Here is a 21,206-nt window from a genome sequence, read left to right as displayed (position 1 = left end):
GCTCACGGCTCCTTGTCATCTCCTCGAAGCATCGTAGTGGCCGCGCGGCCTCTCGTCCTGTCGAGCGCAGAGCCCCGTCGCCCGCAGAAGACTTCGATGAATGGCAGGCCACCGCCCAGCAAACAATGCGCTAACTTGCGCCGGGTCCGAGTCGCCGGCCCGCGAATCCTGGCAGCAAGATGGCGGTATGACTGAACTCGCGCCGTCGCTGATCGAACTGGCCCGCAGATACGGCATCGCGACGGATTACGAGGACTGGAGCGGCCGGCGAGTGCGGGTTTCCGAGGCCACGTTGAAGGCCGTGTTGGCTTCGCTCGGCGTCGCGGCCGACACCGAACAGGAGCGCAACGTCGCGCTGACCGCGAAGTTGCGGTCGCACTGGGCGCGCCCGCTGCCGGCGACCATCGTCGGGCGCACCGGCGAGCCGATCCGATTCTGGGCGCATGTCACCCACGGCGACCCCGCCGAGGTGTGGTTGCAGCTCGAAGACGGCACTACGCGCGCCGACGTCGAACAGGTGGACAACTTCACCCCGCCGTTCGACCTCGACGGCCGCTGGGTCGGCGAGGCGAGCTTCCTGCTGCCGGCCCATCTGCCGCTGGGCTATCACCGGGTACACCTGCGCTCCGGCGACACCGAGACCAGCACCGCGCTGATCGTGACGCCGGACTGGCTCGGGCTGCCGGAGCGGCTCGGCGCCCGCCGCGCGTGGGGCCTGGCCGCCCAGCTCTATAGCGTGCGGTCACGGCAGTCGTGGGGGGTCGGCGATCTGACCGATCTGACCGACCTGGCGGTCTGGTCGGCGTCGCGCCACGGCGCCGACTATCTCTTGGTCAATCCCCTGCACGCGGCCGCCCCGACCAAGCCGATGGAACCGTCGCCGTACCTGCCGACCTCGCGGCGCTTCGTCAACCCGATTTATCTGCACGTCGAGGCGATCCCCGAATTCGCCGACCTGACCAAGCGCAGCCGGGTGCGGCGGCTGCGCTCCGAGGTGCAGCAGCGCGCCGCCCGCGTCGACGCCATCGACCGCGACAGCTCATGGGCGGCCAAGCGGGCGGCACTCAAGCTGCTGCACTCAGAACCGCGGTCGGCGGGTCGCGAGTTGTCCTACACCGCGTTTCGCGACCGGGAGGGCCGCGCTCTCGACGACTTCGCCACCTGGTGCGCGCTGGCCGAAAGGTACGGCGCCGACTGGCATTCCTGGCCCGAGGCGCTACAGCACCCGGACGCGTCCGGGGTCGCGGACTTCGTCAAAAAGCATTCGGACACAGTCGATTTCCATCGCTGGCTGCAGTGGCAACTCGACGAGCAGCTTGCCGCGGCGCAGTCACAGGCGATCCGGGCGGGCATGTCGTTGGGCATCATGCACGACCTGGCCGTCGGCGTGCACCCCAATGGAGCCGACGCCTGGGCGCTGCAGGACGTGATGGCGCTGGGCGTGACCGCGGGCGCACCGCCGGACGAGTTCAACCAGCTGGGCCAGGACTGGTCGCAGCCGCCGTGGCGCCCAGATCGGTTGGACGAGCACGAATATCGGCCTTTTCGTGCGCTGATCCGCGCGGTGTTGCGCCATGCCGGCGGGGTGCGCATCGACCACATCATCGGGTTGTTCCGGCTGTGGTGGATTCCGCGGGGTAGCCCGCCGACCGAAGGCACCTACGTCCGGTACGACCACGAAGCCATGATCGGCATCGTCGCGCTGGAAGCGCACCGCGCCGGCGCGGTCGTCGTCGGCGAGGATCTCGGCACCGTGGAGCCGTGGGTGCGCGATTATCTGTTGTTGCGTGGATTGCTCGGCACCTCGATCCTCTGGTTCGAGTTGGACCGCGACGGTAACGGCGGCCCGCTTCCGGCCGAGCGTTGGCGCGAGTACTGCCTGTCCTCGGTCACCACGCACGACCTGCCTCCGTCCGCCGGCTATCTCGCGGGAGACCATGTGCGACTCCGTGATTCGCTGGGTCTGTTGACTCGTCCGGTGGAGGAGGAGCTCGAGTCCGACCGGACCGAGCTGGCGGCGTGGATGGCCGAGCTGCGGCGCGTCGGGTTGCTCGGTGACGGCGAGGACGACCCCGAGCAGGTCTCGGAAAAGGTCATAGTGGCGCTGTACCGCTATCTGGGCAGGACGCCGTCGCGGCTGCTGGGAGTGGCGCTGACGGACGCCGTCGGTGACCGCCGAACCCAGAATCAGCCCGGGACCACCGACGAATACCCCAACTGGCGGGTGCCGCTGACCGGTCCCGACGGTCGCGCGGTGCTGCTCGAGGACGTGTTCGCCGATCGCCGCACCGCCGCGCTCGCCGAAGCCGTGCGTGCGGCGATCGCGCCCGTCGCCGCGGAAAGCGCGGCCCGCTAGTCGTCCCGGCTCGAGCCTTGTTAGCTTCGAAAACCATGAAGGTCTCAGTCGTGGCCCCGGTCGGCGACGGTGTCACCGCGGACCCCGACTGGATGGTGGCCTTCGCGCGCCACCTCGAAGCGTGCGGATTCGAATCGATCGTCGCTGTCGAACACACCGTGTTGGTCACCCGCTACGACAGCGTCTATCCCTACGACAATTCGGGACGCGTCGGCCTGGCGCCGGACTGCCCCATCCCGGATCCGCTTGACCTGCTTGCGTTTCTGGCCGGCCACACCAGCCGGCTTGGGCTGGCCACCGGCGTGCTGGTGCTGCCCAGCCACCACCCGGTGGTGCTGGCCAAGCGGACCGCCACCGTCGACGCCCTGTCGGGCGGCAGGCTGCGCCTATGTGTGGGCGTGGGCTGGCTGAAGGAGGAGCTTGCCGCCTGTGATGTGGACTTCGAGAGCCGGGGCCGGCGCGCGGACGAGCAGCTGGCCGTCATGCGGGAATTGTGGGCGCAGCGGCCCGACGGGGCGTCCTTCGCGGGCGAGTTCTTCGACTTCGAGAACGTCATGTGCTACCCGAAACCCGTTGCGGCGGAGCATCTCCCGATTCACATCGGTGGTCACAGCCGAGCGGCCGCACGCCGCGCCGGACGCCTTGGCGACGGCTTCCAGCCGCTGGGGGTGACCGGGCCCCGGCTCGCGTCGCTGATCGCGCTCATGCGTGACGAGGCATCCTCGGCGGACCGTGATCCCGCGGCCCTCGAGGTGTCGTTGGGCCACGCGGTCACCAAGATCGATGCCGAGCGCGCAGCGGCCCTCGTGGACCAGGGCGCCGATCGTCTGGTGCTGGCCATGCCGCCGACCACCGACATCGAGCACGCGAAGGACCTGTTGTCGGCCTGTGCGCAACGGCTGTCCTTGAGCTCATGACGCTTTCGGCCGAGCAGCGGGCCGCGCTGAGCGATCTGGTGCACCGATACGCCGCCTACGTCGATGATCGCGAATTCACCGCTGTTGCAGAGCTTTTCGTTGACGACGCAGAGCTGGTGCTGCCCGCACCGCCGGCCGACCTGCGGCCGGTCCGGTCGCATCGCGGCCGCCAGCCCATCGCCGTGGCGGTCGCGGCCGTCGCCGCGGTCGCCCGCACCGAGCACGCGATCATCGGTGAGGTGTACGACGCGGTCGCACAACCGGGCACCGCCCGAGGGCGGATCGCGGCCGTCGCGCACCACTGGAACGAGCGCGGCGGTCAGCTGGTGGACGTGGCGTGGCACCTGCGCTACGACGACGAGTATCTGCTGACCGACGCGGGCTGGCGGATCAGCCGCAGGGCATTGACGGTCAACGCCATCGAAACCCGCCCGGTGCGCCGGCTGCTGCCGCATGACCCCGCCTAGCGTGTTGGCAGCAGATTATGCGCACACTCACAGCAAAACTCATCGGTTCTTATCTGCGGCGCAAATCGCCGCTTTCTTTGGGTAGATGCGGCTAGTGCTGCCGAGGGCCCGCGGAATTCTGAGCGCGCCGCGCGTTACCTGGCCATTCCTGCCCGCACGGGCGCCGCGACCATGGCCCCCGTTCCCGACCTACTCCAATTAGTCCAGGTCGATTCGTGTAATTTCGGCCGCGTGACGAACACCGTTGATTCCGCGGGGACCGGTGGAGGGCGGGCAGCGCAGGGCGGCTCGGTATCGGCCCTGGCAGTGGGCACGCCGCTGACGTCCATCCCGGACTTCCGCAACGAGATACACACCGCCGAAGACGTCATCGACGTGGAGCACTACGGCGGCGGCTTCGATCTCACCCGGCGGGCCACCGCTCCTAAGCTGCGAGTCGGCCGCGACAAGTGGTTCAACCTCCTGTGGCTCATTCCCATCGGCTTTGCTGTCCTGGTCGCGGCGGTGGCCATCGGCAAAGGGCTGTACAACATGCCCTCGGTGCAGGAATTCATTCATCGTTATCCCGGCGCCGACATCCCCGCGAAGGTGCCCGGCGTGCCCGCCTGGCTGGGCTGGACGCACTTTTTCAACCTGTTCATGATGATGTTCATCATCAGGACCGGCATCCAGATCCTGTGTGACCACCCTCGGCTGTACTTCAGCCGCAACGCCACCCCCGGCAAGGACGAGTGGCTGCGCGTGGGGCCTCCGGTGCCCGACGACGAGCTGTGGACCGCCAACGCCGACACCGTCGCCCTGCCCCCGCAGTTGGGATTGCCCGGGTTCCGGCACTCCATCGGCCTGGCCCGCTGGTGGCATCTGGGCATGGACGTGTTGTGGCTGGTCAACGGCCTGGTCTTCTATGTTCTGTTGTTCGTCACCGGGCAGTGGCGGCACATCGTGCCGACCAGCTGGGACGTGTTCCCCAATGCGCTTTCGGTGGCGATTCAATACCTGTCCGTGGAGCACTGGCCCGCCGACAACGGCTGGGTCGCCTACAACGGCATGCAGGTGCTGGCGTACTTCACCACCGTCTTCATCGCCGCGCCGGCAGCGTTGATCACCGGCCTGGGCATGTCGCCCGCGCTGTCGCAGCGCGTCCATTGGCTCAGTAAGCGGTTGAGCATTCAGCACGCCCGCTCGCTGCACTTCCTGGTGCTGGTGTACTTCCTGTTCTTCATCATCGTGCACGTCACGCTGGTGTTCGCGACCAGCGCGCTGAAGAACCTCAACCACATGTTCGCCGCCCGCGACGACAACGGCTGGATGGGCTTTTGGATCTTCGCGGCGGCGATGGTGGTGACGGCCGTTGCCTGGGTGTGGGCCACTCCGTTCACCATCAAGCACCCCCGGGTGGTTCAGCGCGTCGGATACGCCCTCGTGGGACCGTTCCAGCGGGTGCTCGAGCGGCTGGACCCCAAGCCCGGCGCCTTCACCGAAAAAGACATCTCGCCGCATCACTGGCGCAACGGCCGCCTGCCCGAGACCGTCGAGTACAAGGAACTCGAGCGTGACGACTTCAAGGACTGGCGGCTGAAGGTCTACGGTCTGGTCGAGCACCCGATGGAATTCTCGCTCGAGGATCTGATGGCGCTGCCCTACCACGAACAGATCAGCCAGCACTTCTGCATCCAGGCGTGGTCGGGCGTCGCCAAATGGGGTGGCGTGCAGATGAAAACGATCATGGACATCGTCAAACCGCTGCCCGAAGCGAAATGGGCGGTCTTCTATTCGATGGGCCTGGGCGCCACGGGCGGCATCTACTACAACGCCCATCACATCGGTCAGATGGACCACCACATGACGATGCTGGCCTACAACATGAACGACCAGCAGCTCCCGTACATGCACGGCAGACCGCTGCGGCTGCGCAACGAATTGCAGCACGGCTTCAAGCTGGTGAAGTGGATCAAAGGCATCGAGTTCGTCGCCGACTACCACGACATCGGCAGCGGTTATGGCGGCTACAGCGAAGACCACAAGTACTTCGGGCGTCACCAAACTCTCTGAGCCGCGGCCGCACCCACCTCCGCCAAGTCGTTTGTCCCAACGGCCTTTCGGGTAGCTCCAACACATCGGTCGTAACGGATGTGACAGCAGAGGAGACGCCGATGAGGCACAGCCGTGTCGACCACGAGCGGACCGCTGACCGCGGCGTCCACCGATCGGCCGAGGCGCGCACAGCCGGGCTCCTCGTCGTCGCGGCCGCGGCATTGGCGTTCGCCGTGTGCGTGACCACTTTCGCCCTTGGCGAGGCCCACGCGGGGGTTGTTGCCGCCATCGTCTCCATGCTCGCGTTCGGTGCCGGGCTGTCCTGGCTTGCGATGGACCGCAGGCGAGTCCGCGATGCCGAACGGAACTGGGTGCTCGGCCGCCGAATCCGCCGACGCAGCGGCTAACGCAGTGCCGCGAGGTTGTTCACGGACTTCTGCACGTCGGAGCGCAGGACGCGGGCGACCAAGCCCCCGACCGGCCCACTGAGCAACCCGCCACCGAGGTCGGCGGTGAGGTGAAACGTCGAGCCGGGGTGATCATCGGTCACGGTCATCGCCACCGTGAGGCGGATGCCGCCGCGCCCGCGGCCCTGCAACTCGATCGCTTTGGGCTCGTCGTATCGGGTGACCTTCCAGTGAATGACATTGCGGAAGCCCTTGACCTTGACGCACGACGACACACATGTGCCCTCTTCGATCGTGTCGGGCACCGGACCCCGCCACCCGGCAAAAATCGTCATCCACTCGTCGAATCGATCCAGGTCGGACGCCAGCTTCCATGCGGCTTCCGGTTCCACCTGCGACGACACCGAGACATCTACGCGAGCCAACGTCTTCCTCCCTGGCGATCAGAACGCACAACCTTGGCTGGGTACCCCGACGCCGCCGCACGTACTCCTGTGCCGGTCCGTTCAGGGCCAGGCCTGCTCCAGCTGCTGGGACACGTCGATGATCTGCGCCGCCTGCGATTGCGGCGCGTCGATCTCGGTGGCGACATATTGCGCGATGAATCGACGGATCTCGCCGTCGACGCCGGCAAGGATTCGCAGCACCTCGCCACGGATCGACTTCGACGAGACGTTGACGGTGATATCGGAAGGCCGCGGTTTGGCGACGTCGACGATCAGCAACAACGGTTCGGCCGCTCGCGCGGTCGCGCGCAATTGAATATCACCGGAGACCATGAAGCGCTGCTTGTCGAGCCATAGGTCGACCAGCAGATCGATCGAAAGCGGAATGTGAATGACGAACGTGATGGCCTCGCCCAGCCGGCGCGTTACCCGGGGCTCTTCGATCTTGACGTTGGCACTGACTTTGGCAATTCGCCCCGGCCCCTGGGCAATCGGCTCCATCGCGAACTCGCTGCCGGCGATGTCCGCGAACGCGGCAGCGACCCGCTCCGGAGTGACGGCGACCTCGAAGAACCTGCGGCCAAACTCTTCGTAGGTGACATAATCGTGGTTCGTCATAGGCTTATACCGTCTCATGTCGCCTGCCGGAACGGCCGCTGATCTGGTCGCGTCGCACGAATCGCGCGTCAGATCCACTTTCCGGAAGGATCAGCAAACCCGATCGGTGTCCGGGGGCGATCTGCGTTGATTCCAGCGGATTTGTGAAGCGCATCACAGACGAGGCGCTTCGATTCGATGTGTCGGGCGGTGGCCTGCGAGGCTTGATGGTGGAGGTGTTTCTCAGTCCCATGCCCCAGGAAGTAACTGAACAACGCGCGGGCCTGGCGGGGGTCCTCATCTGGCTCGGTGGCGGACACCGGCGCGAGCTGGGTGAGCGTCACGAACGGTCCGCCCACGCGGTCGCCGGCGCGGTCGTGCTGTCGGGTGCGGTGCTGGCCTGGCTGGTCGCGGCCCTGGCGATCAGCGAGTCGGCTCGCTGGCCGCTGCCGGCCGTCGTGCCGCTCACCCTCGTCTTCGGCCTACTGGTCGGCGCGGTCGCCCGTGCCACCATCCCGGGGCCGCAACGGACCCGCCCCGGTGTCGTGGGCCGCGCCGCGGTGGCGGCGGCCGCAGGAGTCGTCGTCGGTGAGCTTGCGGCACTGGTCATTCTTTCCAGCTCGATAGCCCATCGCCTCGACGAACGAGCGTTGCGCAGCGCCGAATCGGCCCCCGCCGTCGCGCAGGCGTCGGCGTCCCTGCAGCAATCCAGGGCTGCCCGCTCGGGGCTGGACAACGCGGTCGCGCAGGCCCATGACCGTCAGGACAAGGCCCTGGTCGTCGCCCGCTGCGAATACCATCCCACGCCCGGCTGCCCGCAGACCCGGATCACCGGTGATCCCGGTGCCGGGCCGGAAACCCGCACGGCCAACCAGCTTCTCGCGGACGCCCAGCGTGAATTGGACACCGCGTTGGCCACGCGCGACAGCCGCGCACCGGAGCTGGAAGCCACGATTTCACGACAAGAGCTGACGCTGCGCAACGCGCAAGACGGTGTCGTGACGGATGCCGGTCGCGGCCTGGGCGCACGTTGGGTCGCGATGAACGACCTCACCTCCGCCGACGCCGGGGCAATGACCCTGCGGCTGGCGACGATCGCGCTGTGCGTCCTGCTCTATGTGACGCCGGTGATCCTGGGTTTGTGGCGCGGTGAGACAACCCACGACCGGCGTGCAAATTCGCGTGCCGAGCGTGAACGCGCCGACCTCGAGGCGGACACCGCCATCGCGGTCAAGCGCGCCGAGGTGCGCCGCGAGGCCGAAATCCTCTGGGCCGAGCATCAACTGACGCAGGCTCGGCTTGCCATTGAGGCGCAGACCGAGATCGACCGCGAGCAGCAACGCCGCCGGGTCTCCGAGGCGTTGGACGTTGCGGTGCACGCGCCGTCGCACCGGGCCTTCGAACCAAGCGCCGACGACGTGTACCTGCCGATCGCCGCCGAAGCCGAGGCGGCCAGCCGGGCGATCACCCGACTGCCCGCCCCGGAACCGGCCGCAGACATCGCCCACGCCCCCGATGTTCCGGACAACCTGCCTGCTCCCCTGTCGCCGGCCGGAGAGGTCGAAGCCCACGAGCAACGGAGCGCCCCGTCGATCCCGTCGATCCCGGACGCCACCAAGGCCGCGGCCCGCTGGATTCGCCCGCTGGTGCCGCCCTTCGTGGCGAAGGTGATCGACACCACGACTGCGCCACTGCGCACCGCCCGCCAGGCGTTCGAAGGCGTCCTCGAGGAAACCGAGGAAATAACGTTCACCCTCAAACGCTCCCGAAAGGTGACGGTCAGCTCGGAGGCCTCGGACACCCGGCTGTCCGGGCGCCCCGCAAGCGCTGAAACCAGCTCGGCGGAAACGGAATTCGTCAGTTCGTCGCGGCATGAACCCGGCAGTCGAGAACACCGGCAGCTGGCGGGTCGCGATTTCGGTTCACCCTTGCCGCGGCGGTCCGATGATGCTCGACGGCTGTCGGTGGAATCCGGTGACGGCGGCCGTCGGCGGGCGCTGACGAAGCGTGATGGGCCACCGGAATTGGATCCGCCGGATGGCCCGCGTCAGCTGCCGCCGCCGAAATAGCCTGCCGCTATCTGCAAACCCAAGGCGTTGTCGTCCAAACGCGGTTGGGAAATGTGGTAGTTGGCGGCGGCCGGGCAACCCCTCGAAGCTCGGCCGCCCCAACGTCTTGGCGCCCTCAGCAGGTCAGGGCGGCGGATTTGAACAGCGCACCCCACTCGTGACGGGCCGCGGACTGCGCGTCGACGAAGCTGGGGGTCTTCTCGCCGTCGCCCGCCAGGTGGACCAGCGCCCATGCCATGGCGAATACCGGAACCTTGTGCCGTATCGCCGCGCTGTGCAATTCGTCCAACGCGGCGTCGGAAGGACACCGGCGCAGGCCGATGAGAATGCCCCGTGCGGTGTCGAGAATACGACCGGAATTCGGGCCACAAGAAGTTTGGGCGGGGACCCAGTTCGTCGTCATGCTGTGTGATACCTCCTGCTGCGCCCTTGCGAAACCGCTACCCGAACAGCGGCAGGAATGTGTGCGGTACGCTTCGTCGCGGCCGCAATCCCCAAAAGGCGCCCTGTGCAATGATTTGCGGATCTGTCGCGTTGTGCCAGTCAACCATTGACATTGAGACACGGCCGTGACCGTTTCGGAATCGGTTGCTCATCAAGAAATTCGCGACACGTGGTATCGAAAAAGGCTGTGAAGCAGCGCAATCAGCTGCACCGGACCCGCTAGAGGATTGCCTTGGCCGCCTTGGCCTTCGCGATGTCGTCCCAGTCGATGTCGAGTTCCAGCAGGATTTCTTCTGTGTGTTGCCCGTGCTCCGGGGCGCGCGCGGGGGCCGGTGGTGTCTCGTTGAATTGCACTGGCGCGGCGACGATTCGGTACTTCTCGCCGTGGTCGTCGACATTGGTGACGACGTATCCGTTCGGTTCGACCTGTGGATCGTTGAGGGTTTCGCGCGGGGTCGCCAGCGCGCCCCACACACCGGGCTCGTCCTCGAGCACCGCCTGCCAATGTGCGAGGTCGTGACGCGCGAAAGTCTTCGCCAGCAGCTCGGTCGCCGCCGCCGCGTTGGCGATCAAGTTGGTGGAGGGGACGAATCGCTCGTCGTCGGCCAGTTCCGCAAGTCCCATGCGCCGGCAGAAGCCCACCCAGAATTTGTCCGGCTGTAAGAACACCAGCTGGATCCACCTGTCGTCTTTGGTCTTGTACCGGTTGACGAGCGGGTTGATGGCCAGGCCGGGCGGGGCGCCCGGAATCCCATCGATATCGAAGAAGTCCGCAGCCGAGATCGACGGCGCTATCGACCACATCGCCTGCGCCAGCAGCGAAGAGTCGACGACGCTCGGTTCGCCCGTGCGTTCGCGGTGAAACAGTGCCGCGCACACCCCGCCGGCCAGCGTTGCCCCGCCCTGCAAGTCGCCGAAGCCGGGCCCCTGTACCGCGGGCGTCTCGCTTCCGAACGGCGTGAGCGTATAGGCGACCCCACCGCGCGCCAGGTACGTCGCGGCATCGAAACCGCCGCGATCGCGATCCGGACCGCGGACGCCCAGGCCTGTCCCGCGCGCGATGATGATCTTCGGGTTGAACGAGCGGATGTCCTCGACCGTCAGCCGGGCCCGTTCGAGCGCACCGGGCAGCCAATTGGTCAAGAACACATCCGCACTGGCCAACAGCCGGCCGAACAGCTCGCGACCCGTGTCCGATTTGATGTCGATGGCGATGCTGCGCTTGCCGCGGTTGCCCAGCTCGAGAATGAAGTCCGCATCCGGGCGGGCCGCCTGCCGGGTGAACCCGCCCACGACCAGCGCGCGCCCGGGATCGCCCATGGCGACTCCTTCGACCTTGATGACGTCGGCACCCCAGTCCGATAGGGCGGCACCGGCAGAGGGCACATAGGTCCAGGACGCCAATTCGACCACCCGGACACCGTGAAGCACTCCGCCGCGCCCGCCAGACATCGCCAACTCCCTCGTCGCGTCCATTCCTTGCTATTTTAGATATTCTAGCTAGTCTGGGGCGTAGTGATAGCCCCTCTGCAGGTCAGCGCAGTTTTTCGTGGAAGAGATGCGATGGAGCCGACCGAAGCTCTCAGTCCGACGCCCGCCGCGGTGACCGCGCGCCGCAATCCGGCGCGGCCGGGCCGGGAGTCGATTCATCTCCCCTTCAACCTCGGCGGCGGCAGCGAATGGCGTTGGGCCGCAACGCGGGTCGTGGCATAGAGACTCGGACGAAGGACGGGCGATGGGCAGGGTAACGGGCAAGGTGGCCGTGATCAGTGGCGCCGCGCGCGGTCAGGGCCGCTCGCATGCGCGACTGCTGGCCGCCGAAGGAGCGGACATCATTGCCGTAGACCTCTGCACGGACATCGACACCAATGAGTATCCGCTGGCCCGCCCCGAGGACCTGGACGAAACGGCGCGGCTGGTGGAAAAGGAGGGGCAGCGCGCGTACACCGCGATCGCCGACGTCCGCGACCGCGTCGCCCTGTCCGCGGCCATCGACGAGGGCGTCGCCGAGTTCGGCCACCTCGATGTCGTGGTGGCCAACGCCGGCATCTGCCCGCTGACCGCGGGGCTGCCGCCGAAGGCTTTCGCCGACGCGGTGGACGTGGATTTGGTTGGCGTGCTCAACCTCGTCCATGCCAGCCTCAAACACCTCGAGGCCGGCGCGTCGATCGTGGTGATCGGTTCCAACGCCGCCTTCATGTCGTCGATGAACACCACCGGCATCGACGGCGGCCCCGGCGGGGCCGGCTATGCCTTCGCGAAACTGGCTGCCGCGCACTACGTCAACGACTTCGCCCTGGCGCTCGCGCCGTTCTCCATCCGGATGAACGCGGTGCATCCCACGAACGTCAACACCGACATGTTGCACAGCCCGCCGATGTACCGGGCCTTCCGGCCCGACCTGAAGGAGCCGACCCGCGAGGACGCCGAACCCATCTTTCCCTTCGTCCAGGCGATGCCGATCCCCTACGTCGAGCCCGAGGACATCAGCGAGGCGGTGCTGTTCCTGGCATCCGACGCCGCCCGCTATATCACCGGCCAGCAACTCCGGGTGGACGGCGGCGGTTTCCTCAAGGTCAAGCCATGGTCGGGTGCGTGACGGCAGTGTCACCAATCGGGATGCGGCACAACGGGACTGCGCGATGACCGACGATCCCGCGATGCAACGCCGCCTGTACGAGCTCATGGTACTGATGAAGGCGGCCGACGACCGACTGTCCAAGGGGATCGGCACCGGGGAGTTCGTGTGCGTGTACTGGCCGTCGCGCGGTCAGGAGGCAATTGCCGCCGCGATGGGTGTCGCGCTGCGGCCCGACGACCAGCTGGTGACCACCTATCGCGGATTGCACGACCTCATCGGCAAGGGAGTGCCGCTCGAGGAGATCTACGGCGAGATGATGGGCCGGACGGTCGGCGCCAGCCGCGGCAAGGGCGGCACCATGCACATCGCCAAACCCGAGGCCGGCGTGATGCTTTCGACCGGCATCGTCGGAGCCGGGCCACCGGTGGCCGTGGGGCTGGCGATGGCCGCCAAGCGCAAGGGGCTCGACCGCGTCACCGTCGTCAGCTTCGGTGACGGTGCCACCAACACCGGCTCCTTCCATGAGGCGGCCAACATGGCCGCGCTCTGGGACCTGCCCATGGTGTTCGTCTGCCAGAACAACCTGTACGCCGAGATGACACCGACAGCAGACACCATGAAGCTCGAGCGGGTGGCCGATCGGGCCGCCGGCTACGGCATGCCGGGTGTTCGCGTCGACGGTAACGACCCGTTGGCGGTCAAGGCCGCGCTCGACGCGGCGCTGCAACGGGCCCGCGGCGGCTCGAATAAACGGGGCCCCACCTTCATCGAGTGCGTGACATTCCGCTTCCGCGGCCACTACTTCGGCGACCGAATGCCGTACATCCCCACCGAACAACTCGAAGCGGCGATGGCCGCCGACCCGGTGCCACGCTTCCGCCGGCACCTGGCCTCCGAAGGCGTGTGTGGGGAAGACGAACTCGCGCGCATCGACGACGAGGCGCTGGCGACGGTGGAATCCGCCCTGCAGACGGTGATGAGCGCGGATCCGCCGACGGCAGTCGAACTCGACCGGGACGTGTACGCGACTGGAATCCGGTTCCCGGTCTGAGGATTTGGCGATGGACGACAAAGAGATGACGATGCGCGAGGCGCTGAACCTCGCGCTAGATCAGGCGCTCGCGGCCGACGAGCGGGTATTTCTGCTCGGCGAAGACATCGCCGATCCCGGCGCGTCCGGCCCGACGGCCGGGCTGTCCACCAAGTACGGCCACGACCGCGTCCTTGACACCCCGATTTCGGAGGCCGCGATCCTGGGCGCGGCCATCGGTGCCGCCATCGACGGGTTGCTGCCGGTCGCCGAGATCATGATCATGGATTTCATCGGCATCGCCGCAGACCAGCTGATCAACAACGCCGCCAAACTGCGGTTCATGACCGCCGGGCGCACGTCGGCGCCGATCACCGTCCGCACCCAGGTCTACGCGGGGCTGGCCACCGGAGCGACGCATTCGCAGAGCCTCGAGGCGTGGTTCATGCACATCCCGGGCATGAAGGTGATCGTGCCGTCCGCACCGCGCGACGGGAAAGGGCTGCTGACGTCGGCGATTTTCGACCCCGACCCCTGCCTGTTCGTCGAGACCATCCGGTTGCAGGGAAAGAAAGGGCCCGTCCCCGTCGACCCCGGCTTCTCCATCCCCTTGGGCCACGCCGACATCAAACGGCCCGGCACCGATGTGAGCCTGATCGGCTACGGGCGCTGTGTGCACGACGCGCTCACCGCCGCGGACACGCTGGCCGAGCGCGGCGTCAGCGCGGAGGTCATCGACCTGCGCACGCTGGTGCCGCTGGACGTCGAAACCATCGTCGAATCCGTCCGGCGGACTCGCCGAGCCGTCATCGTGCACGACGCGGTCCAATTCGCGGGCCCGGGAGCCGAAGTCGCCGCGATCCTGTCCACCGAGTTGTTCGGTGAGCTTGCCGCACCCATCGAGCGGGTCGCCGCACGGTTCGTACCCAACCCGGCCGCCGCGGCGCTCGAAGCACATGTGTATCCGTCACCGGCCCGCATCGTGGAAGCGGCACAACGCACGTGCGCGGGGGCGAAGGTGCATGGCTGACTTCATCATTCGCATCCCCCGCGTCTCGGTGGCGGTCTCCGAAGCCGAACTCACCGGGCTCTTGGTGGGCGCCGGTGAGCATGTCGAGGCGGGCACGCCGATCTACGTGATAGCCACCGAGAAGGTGGAACAGGAGATAGAAGCCGGAGCATCCGGCACCGTCAGCTGGACGGGCCAGGTCGGGACCACCTACGACATCGGCGCCGAAATCGGCGTCATCACGTCCTAACGAGGAGGGTAAAGCCGGATGGATCTCAACGAGACCCGCGAAAGAATCATCTACGAAAAAGAGGGCCCGATCGCCCGCGTCACGCTGAACTGGCCGGAGAAGGCCAACGCCCAGGACCAGAAGCTGGCCGAAGAGGTCGACGCCGCGCTGCTCGACGCCGACCGCGACTACGACATCAAAGTGCTGATCATGAAGGCCAACGGCAAGGGCTTCTGCTCGGGACACGCCATCGGCAACAACGCCGTCGACTACCCGTCGTTCGTCGAGGGCGCCAAGGTGATGGGCACGCCGTGGAAACCGCAGACCGACCTCTTCGTCAAGCCGATCCTGAACCTCTGGGAATTCTCCAAGCCGACCATCGCCCAGGTGCACGGGTATTGCGTGGGCGGCGGCACCCACTACGGACTGACGACCGACATCGTCATCGCATCGGAGGACGCGTACTTCTCCTACCCGCCCCTGCAGGGTTTCGGCATGCCGTCGGGTGAATGTTCCATCGAGCCATGGGTGTTCATGAACTGGCGGCGCGCCGCGTACTACCTCTACCTGGCCGAGGTGATCGACGCGAAGAAGGCTCTCGACGTCGGTCTGGTCAACGAGGTCGTCCCGCGCGACCAACTCGACGACCGGGTCGAGGCCATCGCCCGTCACATCGCCCAGGCCCCGATGACGACCCTGCTGGCCACCAAGGCCAACCTGAAGCGCGCCTGGGAGCTGATGGGCATGCGGGTGCACTGGCAGAGCTCGAACGACCTCGTCGCCCTCGCCTCCATCAGCAAGGATGTGCAGGAGCTGATTCAGACGGTGTTCAAGGACAAGGTGCTGCCCTCCGAGCAGGCTCGCCGCCAGGCCGCGGCCGCCGCCCAGACCGACGGCGCCGCAACGACTTAGGACCGTTGGTGAACATCGCCGATCACGCGATCGCAGCCGCACAGTCGCCGGCCCTGGTCACCGACGACGGCCCGATCTCGTTCGGCGAACTGTATGCCCGCAGCCAACGGGTGGCCGCCGCATTGCACGAGGCGGGGCTGCGCCGCGGCGGCGGTGTGGCGCTGGTCCTGCCAAACCGGCCGGAGTTCCTCGAAATCACTTGGGGGGCACAACTTTCCGGACTCTACTACACCGCGGTCAACACCCACTTCATCCCCGCGGAAGCCGGCTACGTCATCGACGACTCGGACGCCAAGGCCGTCTTCGTCGATGCCTCGATGCCCGAACTGGCCGCGCACATCCGCGATTGCAACGCCGGGGTGGTCGCCCGTTTCTCCGTCGGCGGCCCCCTGGCCGGCTGGCGCTCCTATGAAGACGCGCTGACGGCGGCGGGCGACGCCCCACCGATATCGGACGGCTCGGAGATGCTCTATTCGTCCGGTACCACCGGACGGCCCAAGGCGGTGCGACGACCGCTTCCCGTCGACGGCACCGGGTCCTGGGCGCAGTCGGTACTCGAGATGGCGCTGATCCACAAATACGGCATGAGCTCCTCGAGTGTGTACCTGTCCCCCGCGCCGCTGTATCACGCGGCGGGGGTGAACTACACCATGGCGGCCAACCGGGTGGGCGCGGCGTCGATCCTCATGCGCAAGTTCGACGCCGAGGCGGTGTTGCGGCTGATCGAGACCCACCGGGTGACCCACGCGCAGTTCGTACCGACGATGTTCGTGCGCATGCTCAAGTTGCCCGAGGCCGTGCGGAAACGCTATGACGTGTCCAGCTTGCGGTGCGTCATTCACGCGGCGGCGCCGTGCCCGGTCGATGTCAAGCACCAAATGATGCAGTGGTTCGGGCCTATCATTTACGAATACTACGGCGGCACCGAGGGATTCGCGGGAACCACGATCGGTCCGCAGGATTGGCTGGCCCATCCCGGCTCGGTGGGGATTCCGATGGCCCCGGTGCACGTGCTCGGCGAAGACGGGCAAGAACTTCCCGTCGGTGAAACCGGCGAGCTGTACTTCGAAGGCGGGCCCGACTTCGAATACTTCAAGGATCCCGCCAAGACCGCGTCGGTGTCCAACGACCGCGGGTGGCGATCGCTTGGCGACATGGGCTATGTCGACCGCGACGGGTTCCTGTACCTCACCGACCGCTCGACCTTCATGATCGTCTCCGGCGGGGTCAACATCTACCCGCAAGAGGTGGAGAATCTGCTCATCATGCATCCGAAGTTGGTCGACGCGGCGGTATTCGGGGTTCCCAACGGCGAATTCGGCGAAGAGGTCAAAGCCGTCGTGCAACCGGCCGACGGCGTGCTGCCCGGACCCGAGCTCGAGGCCGAACTCGTCGAGTACTGCCGGGCCCACCTGGCCGGGTACAAGTGCCCGCGCACCGTCGACTTCGGCAGCCTTCCCCGCGACCCGAACGGAAAGCTGTACAAGAGACGCATCCGCGACCGCTATTGGCAGGGGCGGGTATCGAGGATCGTATGAACGAGGGATGGCCATGAGTACGGACGTGAACTGGACCCCGCTTCCGGTGCCGTGGGCGGTCCGGGCCGCCGATCGGATTCCCAAGCAGCGGTACTACGACCCGGAGTTCTACGCGCTCGAAAAGGAAATGCTCTGGCCGCGCGTGTGGCAGATGGCTTGCCGCCTCGAGGAGATCCCCAAGCCGGGCGACTATGTCGAGTACGAGATCCTCGACGATTCCATCATCGTCGTGCGGCTCGACGCCGAGAACGTGCGCGCCTATCACAATGCCTGCCGCCACCGCGGCGTAAAGCTGGTGGAAGGCAACGGGAATCGGCGCACCTTCGTGTGTCCCTTCCATGGCTGGTGTTGGGGCATGGATGGGCGTAACACGTTTGTGCTGAGGCCCGAGGAGTTCGACGAGCACAACCTGAACCCGGAGGATCTTCGCCTCGTCTCGGTGCGATGCGAGGTGTGGGGCGGCTGCGCATGGATCAACCTCGACGACGCCGCACCGCCGTTGCGCGACTGCTTCGAACCGTTCGCATCGATCTACGACGCCTGGAAGGTGGAGTCGCTGCGCGTCGAATGGTGGCAGTCGTGCCGGCTGCCGGTGAACTGGAAGCTGGCGACGGCCGCCTTCATGGAGGGGTATCACGTCCCGCAGACCCACCCACAACTGCTGCCGTCGAGCATGCCCGCCTCGTCCGCCCAGCCACCGGGATTGGCACAGACCAACCTGTATTTCATGCGCACGCTCGGCGAGGGCATGGCCGGTATGACGCACGAGAATGACGTCCGCATCGCCGAAGGCCTGCAGGACATGGAATTGCCGTCCGATCCGGCCGAGGCGATGAACGTCTGGCGCACCACCCTCAACGACGCCATCGTGCATTGGCATCGAGCCAGGGGCTGCGACATCCCCGACCTCAACGAACTGGCGCGGCGCGGCATCACCGAGGCCATCAATTTCTGCTTCCCGCATTATTTCGTCCTGCCGCAGTACAGCAGCGCCTCGTCGTACCGGATCCGTCCGCTGGGACCGGAGGAAACCCTCTTCGAGATCTGGTCGCTCACCCGCATCCCACCCGACCAGATCACGCCCAAACCGACGCCTCCGGACCCGATGGCGCCCGACGACCCACGCTGGCCGCCGATACCCGCGCAGGACTTCTCCAACCTGCCTAAGCAACAGAAAGGGTTGCACTCCAGGAGTTTTGGATACATGAGGCTGTCCAGCCGAATCGAGGGGCTGATCTCGAACTTCGAACGGGTCATCGACGGCTTCCTCGCCGGACTGCCGTACGACACGCTGGTACCCGCCATCCAGAAGACCAACACCACCATCGACGTGCCGATGGTGGATCTCGGCCTCGCTTCGACGCCTGGGGCCATCGGTAGGGCGGCACGATGAGCACGCGGTGGGACCACTCCGTCGATCTGCTCATCGCCGGCAGCGGCGGGGGCGGCATGGCCGCGGCGCTGGCGGCGCTCGACTCCGGCATCGAGCCCCTGGTGCTCGAAAAGCAGGCGCTGGTAGGCGGTTCCACCGGACTGTCCGGTGGCATGGTGTGGCTGCCGAACAACCCGTTGATGCGCGCCGACGGCATCGCCGATTCGCACGAGGACGGCCTGGCGTACTTCGACGACGTCGTCGGCGACATCGGGGCCGCCTCGTCACCGGCGCGCCGCGAGACTTTCCTGACCGCGGGCTACGAGATGATCAACTTTTTGACCCGTAAGGGCGTTCGGTTCGTGCGGTGCCTCGGCTGGAGCGACTACTACCCGAACCACAAGGGCGGCAACGAGTCCGGCCGAGCCATCGAATGCGTTCCGTTTGACGCCGCGGCGCTGGGAGACTGGCGCGACAAGGTCCAGCCGTCGATGGCCAAGAGCTACGGGGGTTTCGTACTCAAGACGAACGAGTTGCGCTCGGTGCAGTACTTCAACCGGTCGCCACGAGCCTTCGCGGTGGCCACCCGGGTGTTCGCCCGCACCAGGGCGGCGCGGCTGCTCCGGCGGGAAATGCTCACCAACGGCGCGTCGCTCATCGGCCAGATGCTGAAGGTGCTGATCGACCTGCGCGGCGACCCGCCGATCTGGACTCACGCGGCCATGGCCGATCTGATCGTCGAGGACGGCCGTGTCGTCGGCGCGCGGGTCTGCCGCGACGGGACCACGCTGAATGTCGAGGCGCGCAAGGGCGTACTGCTCGCGGCGGGCGGCTTCAGCCGCAATGCGGACATGCGCCGTCGCTACAGCGGCGACCAGCCCAACGAGGCGCGCTGGTCGATCGCCAATGCCGGAGACACCGGCGAGGTGCTTGAGACCGCGATGCGGCTGGGCGCGAAAACCGACCTGCTGGACGAGGCCTGGTGGCTGCCATCCATTTTCATCGCCGACGGCGGTGATGCAGCCAGGGCGCTCGGCAGCGGGCGGCAGCGCCCCGGGGCCATCTACGTCGACGGGGCCGGCAAGAGATTCTGCAACGAGTCGAACTCCTACGTGGAAGTCGGCAAGGCCATGTACGCCAACAAGGCGGTGCCGTGCTGGATGGTCTTCGACGAGGGCTACATCCGCCGATACGTCTCGGGCGCCAACCCGTTCAAGAAGCGCAGCCTGCCCGAGGAACTGATAGAGCGGGGCGCGGTGCTGCGCGGTGCGACCGTCGCCGATCTCGCCCGACAGATCGATGTCCCCGCCGACGCGCTCGAGCAGACGGTCAAGCGGTTCAACGGGTTTGCGGTCAAGGGCCTCGACCCCGATTTCGGCCGCGGCCAGTCGGCCTACAACGACTGCCTGGGTGATCCCGGCTACCGCCCGAACGCCGCGCTCGGGCCGCTCGAGCGGCCACCGTACTACGCCACCCGGGTCTTGCCCGCCGATGTCGGGACGTGCGGCGGCGTGATCACCAACGAGCACGCGCAGGTCCTCGACTCCGACGACTGCGTGATCGACGGCTTGTACGCGACGGGCAACATCACGGCGACGGTGATGGGCCGAAACTATTTGGGCGCGGGCGGAAGCATCGCCTACACCATGGTGTTCGGCTACGTCGCGGCGCGACACGCCGCCGGCCGAAGGGTCGCCGGCGAGCGGACTCGCTAGGCGGACGGTCCCGCCGAGCGTGAAACTGGTTTCACGCTCAGCGCCGACCGTGAAACTGGTTTCACGTTGGCGGGCAGTATTTTTCGTCGCGGTCGACGAAATCGCGCGGCTTCATGCCGGACTGCATCAGCTCGGCCCGCCGCGCCTGCACGTCGGATGCGGCACCCACCATGTTGGTCAGGATGTGGCTGACCTGGAGATGAACCCGCATGCCCATCAATTCCCACGCGCGCTTCACGTTGTTCTTGACGGCCATCAGTGTGGTTAGCGGGATTTGGGCGATCTTGCGCGCCATCTCCTCCACGGTGTCCTCGAGGTCGTCGCGCGCAACCACCCGGTTGAGCAGCCCCCAGTCGAGGGCCTGCTGCGCCGACAACGTGGGAGCCAGCAGCAGCCAGTCCATGGTGCGATGCCAGTTCATCAACAGCCACGGCTCGATCATTGTGTGCCCGCCCGGTTCGCCGAGGCTTTGGGCAAGTGGCATCTGGAAATACGCGTCCTCGGATGCGACGCAGAAGTCGGTCAGCAAACCCAGATATATCCCACCGCCCATGCAATAACCGTGGATCTGCGAGATGGTCGGCTTGGGGAATTCCCACAGATACAGGGTCGGCCATAAAAACAAATCGGCGGTGCCTTTGTACAGGTCCTCGAACGTGTCCCCGAAATCGGGATACGGGTTTTCGTCCGGACCCCAGCGCGCCACATGGCCGCCGCAGAATCCCTTGCCGTTCGCCTTGAGAATGACGACCTTGATGTCCTTGTCCCGGTCCGCCTCGTGCAGGCACTCGTCGACCTCACCGACCAGGACGGCGTCCTTGGTATTGGCTTTGTCCACCCGGTTGAGAATGATCCGCGCAATCGGCGGTTCGCGTTCATAAATGACCGCTTCCAGGACACGCCGCTCCATCACGGTGACACTACCGGAGAGCGTCATTCTGCGAATTGGCTTTGCGGTTGCGCAATGTCGGCCGTCGGGGTTTCGCGGCTGGTTAGGGCATTGGCGTCCCGATGCGCTAGGCTGGCGGCAACGTTGGCTACATGACATCGCATGCCAACACCGTCGTGGAACGCTTCCTCATC

General features: G+C 66.6%; 19 protein-coding genes. 14 read left to right on the top strand and 5 right to left on the bottom strand.

Going from position 1 to position 21,206, the window contains the following annotated elements:
• Positions 1–187 precede the first annotated feature (187 nt).
• The 5 genes from malQ (at position 188) to AC5Y7E_RS13690 (ending at position 6,181) form a co-directional block, all read left to right on the top strand.
• Positions 188–2,356, top strand: a complete 2,169-nt coding sequence (gene malQ / locus AC5Y7E_RS13710; RefSeq protein WP_499949436.1) for a 4-alpha-glucanotransferase — start codon at positions 188–190, stop codon at positions 2,354–2,356.
• A gap of 35 nt (positions 2,357–2,391) precedes the next feature.
• Entirely contained in the window at positions 2,392–3,273 is an 882-nt protein-coding gene (locus AC5Y7E_RS13705) for an LLM class F420-dependent oxidoreductase (RefSeq protein WP_499949434.1), read from the top strand.
• Complete coding sequence (locus AC5Y7E_RS13700; protein WP_499949433.1) at positions 3,270–3,740, top strand: nuclear transport factor 2 family protein; 471 nt, start codon at positions 3,270–3,272, stop codon at positions 3,738–3,740. Before AC5Y7E_RS13705 ends, AC5Y7E_RS13700 begins: the two co-directional genes overlap by 4 nt.
• Before the next feature lie 306 nt (positions 3,741–4,046).
• The gene (locus tag AC5Y7E_RS13695; RefSeq protein ID WP_499949517.1) at positions 4,047–5,792 is read left to right on the top strand and encodes a molybdopterin-dependent oxidoreductase; all 1,746 of its coding nucleotides are present in this window, start codon (positions 4,047–4,049) and stop codon (positions 5,790–5,792) included.
• A gap of 101 nt (positions 5,793–5,893) precedes the next feature.
• Positions 5,894–6,181 (top strand): LapA family protein, encoded by a 288-nt coding sequence (locus AC5Y7E_RS13690; RefSeq protein ID WP_499949432.1) that lies wholly within the window; start codon positions 5,894–5,896, stop codon positions 6,179–6,181.
• On the opposite strand, the gene AC5Y7E_RS13685 is transcribed toward AC5Y7E_RS13690, so the two are convergent.
• Positions 6,178–6,606, bottom strand: coding sequence for a type II toxin-antitoxin system Rv0910 family toxin (locus tag AC5Y7E_RS13685; RefSeq protein WP_499921107.1), 429 nt, complete (start codon positions 6,604–6,606; stop codon positions 6,178–6,180). The two genes, AC5Y7E_RS13690 and AC5Y7E_RS13685, sit on opposite strands and share 4 nt — an antisense overlap.
• A gap of 81 nt (positions 6,607–6,687) precedes the next feature.
• Positions 6,688–7,245: a hypothetical protein gene (locus tag AC5Y7E_RS13680; RefSeq protein WP_499921106.1), complete on the bottom strand. Its 558-nt coding sequence runs from the start codon at positions 7,243–7,245 to the stop codon at positions 6,688–6,690.
• 230 nt (positions 7,246–7,475) lie between these two features.
• Between AC5Y7E_RS13680 and AC5Y7E_RS13675 the strand changes: the two genes are divergently transcribed.
• Entirely contained in the window at positions 7,476–9,293 is a 1,818-nt protein-coding gene (locus AC5Y7E_RS13675) for a DUF4407 domain-containing protein (RefSeq protein WP_499949431.1), read from the top strand.
• A 115-nt stretch (positions 9,294–9,408) separates the two neighbouring features.
• On the opposite strand, the gene AC5Y7E_RS13670 is transcribed toward AC5Y7E_RS13675, so the two are convergent.
• Positions 9,409–9,696 carry an ANTAR domain-containing protein gene (locus tag AC5Y7E_RS13670; protein WP_067123258.1) on the bottom strand — a complete coding sequence of 96 codons (288 nt, stop codon included), beginning with the start codon at positions 9,694–9,696 and terminating at the stop codon, positions 9,409–9,411.
• 260 nt (positions 9,697–9,956) lie between these two features.
• On the bottom strand, positions 9,957–11,213 hold the full coding sequence (locus AC5Y7E_RS13665; RefSeq protein ID WP_499949429.1) for a CaiB/BaiF CoA transferase family protein: 1,257 nt from the start codon (positions 11,211–11,213) through the stop codon (positions 9,957–9,959).
• Positions 11,214–11,472: 259 nt separating this feature from the next.
• On the opposite strand from AC5Y7E_RS13665, the gene AC5Y7E_RS13660 reads away from it, so the two are divergent.
• Genes AC5Y7E_RS13660 through AC5Y7E_RS13625 form a run of 8 tightly spaced genes read left to right on the top strand, consistent with a single transcriptional unit; the run spans position 11,473 to position 20,123 of the window.
• Positions 11,473–12,336 carry a mycofactocin-coupled SDR family oxidoreductase gene (locus AC5Y7E_RS13660; RefSeq protein ID WP_499921102.1) on the top strand — a complete coding sequence of 288 codons (864 nt, stop codon included), beginning with the start codon at positions 11,473–11,475 and terminating at the stop codon, positions 12,334–12,336.
• A 43-nt stretch (positions 12,337–12,379) separates the two neighbouring features.
• Positions 12,380–13,369 (top strand): thiamine pyrophosphate-dependent dehydrogenase E1 component subunit alpha, encoded by a 990-nt coding sequence (locus AC5Y7E_RS13655; RefSeq protein ID WP_499949428.1) that lies wholly within the window; start codon positions 12,380–12,382, stop codon positions 13,367–13,369.
• Positions 13,370–13,379: 10 nt separating this feature from the next.
• Positions 13,380–14,378: an alpha-ketoacid dehydrogenase subunit beta gene (locus AC5Y7E_RS13650; protein WP_499949427.1), complete on the top strand. Its 999-nt coding sequence runs from the start codon at positions 13,380–13,382 to the stop codon at positions 14,376–14,378.
• Positions 14,371–14,607, top strand: a complete 237-nt coding sequence (locus AC5Y7E_RS13645; RefSeq protein WP_067123242.1) for a biotin/lipoyl-containing protein — start codon at positions 14,371–14,373, stop codon at positions 14,605–14,607. The genes AC5Y7E_RS13650 and AC5Y7E_RS13645 overlap by 8 nt, the downstream gene beginning before the upstream one ends.
• A gap of 18 nt (positions 14,608–14,625) precedes the next feature.
• The gene (locus AC5Y7E_RS13640) at positions 14,626–15,498 is read left to right on the top strand and encodes an enoyl-CoA hydratase-related protein (RefSeq protein ID WP_499921097.1); all 873 of its coding nucleotides are present in this window, start codon (positions 14,626–14,628) and stop codon (positions 15,496–15,498) included.
• An 8-nt stretch (positions 15,499–15,506) separates the two neighbouring features.
• Positions 15,507–17,036, top strand: a complete 1,530-nt coding sequence (locus tag AC5Y7E_RS13635; RefSeq protein ID WP_499949426.1) for an acyl-CoA synthetase — start codon at positions 15,507–15,509, stop codon at positions 17,034–17,036.
• Positions 17,037–17,049: 13 nt separating this feature from the next.
• Complete coding sequence (locus tag AC5Y7E_RS13630; protein WP_499949424.1) at positions 17,050–18,429, top strand: aromatic ring-hydroxylating oxygenase subunit alpha; 1,380 nt, start codon at positions 17,050–17,052, stop codon at positions 18,427–18,429.
• Positions 18,426–20,123 (top strand): FAD-binding protein, encoded by a 1,698-nt coding sequence (locus tag AC5Y7E_RS13625; protein WP_499949423.1) that lies wholly within the window; start codon positions 18,426–18,428, stop codon positions 20,121–20,123. The genes AC5Y7E_RS13630 and AC5Y7E_RS13625 overlap by 4 nt, the downstream gene beginning before the upstream one ends.
• Before the next feature lie 61 nt (positions 20,124–20,184).
• Here the strand turns inward: AC5Y7E_RS13625 and AC5Y7E_RS13620 are convergent, their stop codons facing one another.
• Positions 20,185–21,033, bottom strand: a complete 849-nt coding sequence (locus AC5Y7E_RS13620; protein WP_499949422.1) for an enoyl-CoA hydratase-related protein — start codon at positions 21,031–21,033, stop codon at positions 20,185–20,187.
• Positions 21,034–21,206: the final 173 nt, after the last annotated feature.

This window comes from Mycobacterium sp. NGS17 (assembly GCF_059813205.1).
This window is presented reverse-complemented; position numbering and strand designations above follow the sequence as displayed.

Excerpts from the sequence above, each read along its gene's own strand:
- malQ (WP_499949436.1), top strand. The coding sequence starts at position 188 with ATGACTGAACTCGCGCCGTCGCTGATCGAACTGGCCCGCAGATACGGC.
- AC5Y7E_RS13705 (WP_499949434.1), top strand. The coding sequence starts at position 2,392 with ATGAAGGTCTCAGTCGTGGCCCCGGTCGGCGACGGTGTCACCGCGGAC.
- AC5Y7E_RS13700 (WP_499949433.1), top strand. The coding sequence starts at position 3,270 with ATGACGCTTTCGGCCGAGCAGCGGGCCGCGCTGAGCGATCTGGTGCAC.
- AC5Y7E_RS13690 (WP_499949432.1), top strand. The coding sequence starts at position 5,894 with ATGAGGCACAGCCGTGTCGACCACGAGCGGACCGCTGACCGCGGCGTC.
- AC5Y7E_RS13680 (WP_499921106.1), bottom strand. The coding sequence starts at position 7,245 with ATGACGAACCACGATTATGTCACCTACGAAGAGTTTGGCCGCAGGTTC.
- AC5Y7E_RS13675 (WP_499949431.1), top strand. The coding sequence starts at position 7,476 with ATGCCCCAGGAAGTAACTGAACAACGCGCGGGCCTGGCGGGGGTCCTC.
- AC5Y7E_RS13670 (WP_067123258.1), bottom strand. The coding sequence starts at position 9,696 with ATGACGACGAACTGGGTCCCCGCCCAAACTTCTTGTGGCCCGAATTCC.
- AC5Y7E_RS13665 (WP_499949429.1), bottom strand. The coding sequence starts at position 11,213 with ATGGACGCGACGAGGGAGTTGGCGATGTCTGGCGGGCGCGGCGGAGTG.
- AC5Y7E_RS13660 (WP_499921102.1), top strand. The coding sequence starts at position 11,473 with ATGGGCAGGGTAACGGGCAAGGTGGCCGTGATCAGTGGCGCCGCGCGC.
- AC5Y7E_RS13655 (WP_499949428.1), top strand. The coding sequence starts at position 12,380 with ATGACCGACGATCCCGCGATGCAACGCCGCCTGTACGAGCTCATGGTA.
- AC5Y7E_RS13650 (WP_499949427.1), top strand. The coding sequence starts at position 13,380 with ATGGACGACAAAGAGATGACGATGCGCGAGGCGCTGAACCTCGCGCTA.
- AC5Y7E_RS13645 (WP_067123242.1), top strand. The coding sequence starts at position 14,371 with ATGGCTGACTTCATCATTCGCATCCCCCGCGTCTCGGTGGCGGTCTCC.
- AC5Y7E_RS13640 (WP_499921097.1), top strand. The coding sequence starts at position 14,626 with ATGGATCTCAACGAGACCCGCGAAAGAATCATCTACGAAAAAGAGGGC.
- AC5Y7E_RS13630 (WP_499949424.1), top strand. The coding sequence starts at position 17,050 with ATGAGTACGGACGTGAACTGGACCCCGCTTCCGGTGCCGTGGGCGGTC.
- AC5Y7E_RS13625 (WP_499949423.1), top strand. The coding sequence starts at position 18,426 with ATGAGCACGCGGTGGGACCACTCCGTCGATCTGCTCATCGCCGGCAGC.
- AC5Y7E_RS13620 (WP_499949422.1), bottom strand. The coding sequence starts at position 21,033 with ATGGAGCGGCGTGTCCTGGAAGCGGTCATTTATGAACGCGAACCGCCG.